Origin of the sequence: Ramlibacter albus (genome assembly GCF_014297445.1) — a bacterium.
In the GTDB taxonomy this organism is placed as follows: Bacteria; Pseudomonadota; Gammaproteobacteria; order Burkholderiales; family Burkholderiaceae_C; genus Ramlibacter; species Ramlibacter albus.
The window spans coordinates 1-1,426 of the sequence record NZ_JACORU010000031.1 but is presented as its reverse complement, the minus strand read 5'-3'; the positions used below and the strand labels follow the sequence as shown (position 1 = coordinate 1,426).

Below are 1,426 nucleotides of genomic sequence, written 5' to 3'. Positions count from 1 at the left end.
GGTCGTGTCCCTTGACGTGGTGTAAGTCCGCAGCCCGGAGAGGCTGAGATGCACGTCACTCAGCGAGCCACTGCGGGCAGCCGAGTCGGCACAGTATCGCAGAGGGTCTGCAGGCCTTCGAGCTGCATGTAGCGCCGGTTCAGGCTCCACTCGTCGTTCTGTTCGAGCATCATCGCGCCGACCAGCCGCGTGATCGATGCGTCGTTGGGGAAGATTCCCACGACGTTGGTGCGTCGCTTGATCTCGGCGTTCAGTCGCTCCAGCGGATTGGTCGAGTAGATCTGCGGCCAATGCGCTCGCGGGAACGTCATGAACGCGAGCACGTCGTTCTCCGCCTCGTCCATCAACGCTCCGAGCTTGGGGAACTTGCCGCGCAGCTGGTCGGCCACCGAGCGCCACTGCGCCTTCGCCGCCTCCGGTGTCTCCTGCACGAACACCGTGCCGATGGCCGCGGAGACCATGCGCCGCTGGGTCTTGCCCGCGTGCGCCAGGGCGTTGCGCATGAAGTGCACCCGGCAACGCTGCCAGGTGGCTTTCAGCACCTTCGATGCGGCCGCCTTGATGCCCTCGTGGCTGTCGCTGATCACCAGCTTGACCCCGCGCAGCCCACGGCGGTTCAGGCTGCGCAGGAACTCCGTCCAGAACGGCTCGGCCTCGCTGGCTCCGACTTTCAGTCCGAGGACCTCGCGCTGGCCCTCGGTGTTGACCCCCACAGCCACTATCACGGCCACGCTAACGATGCGACCCGCCTCGCGCGTCTTCACGTACGTGGCGTCGATCCACAGGTAGGGCCAGTCACCTTCGATCTGCCGATTGAGGAACGCTCCAACGCGCTCGTCGAGTTCGCCGCAGAGGCGACTGACCTGGCTCTTGGAGACGCCGCTCATGCCCAGCGCCTTGACCAGGTCGTCCACCGAGCGGGTGGAGATGCCCTGCACATAGGCCTCTTGGATCACTGCGGTGAGCGCCTTCTCCGCGGTGCGGCGTGGCTCCAGGAACTCGGGGAAGTAGCTGCCGCTGCGCAGCTTGGGGATCTTCAGGGCGACGGTGCCGGCCCGGGTGTCCCAGGCACGCTCGCGGTAGCCGTTTCGGCTGTTCACGCGCTCGGCCGATTTCTCGTCGTAGCCGGCGCCGCAGCGCCCGTCCACATCGAGCTCCATCAGCCTCTGGGCCATGAACTGCACCATCTGGCGCAGCACGTCGATGTCGGCTCCCTTCTCGGCGAGCTCAGTCAATGCGATAGTCGCGGTGGTCATCGTGTTTCCTCTATGGATTTCGGTTGTTGGGTCGCACCTCAACCTTATCCGGACTCACGATGGCCACCCCCGTTCAGGAGTCGACCTCTGATGCCTCTCCAGGCGCTACGGGCTACGCCCTTCGCGCCTTGAAGACATTAAAAACTTACACCACTCCCCGGGACATCAAC

1 protein-coding gene is annotated in these 1,426 nt (G+C 64.9%); it reads right to left on the bottom strand.

Translation table 11 applies throughout. The annotated features are described in order from the left end of the window. Positions 1–59: 59 nt before the first annotated feature. A complete protein-coding gene (locus tag H8R02_RS29980; RefSeq protein ID WP_187085702.1) occupies positions 60–1,256 on the bottom strand; it encodes an IS256 family transposase in 1,197 nt (398 codons plus the stop codon). Positions 1,257–1,426 lie beyond the last annotated feature (170 nt).

Excerpts from the sequence above, each read along its gene's own strand:
- H8R02_RS29980 (WP_187085702.1), bottom strand. The coding sequence starts at position 1,256 with ATGACCACCGCGACTATCGCATTGACTGAGCTCGCCGAGAAGGGAGCC.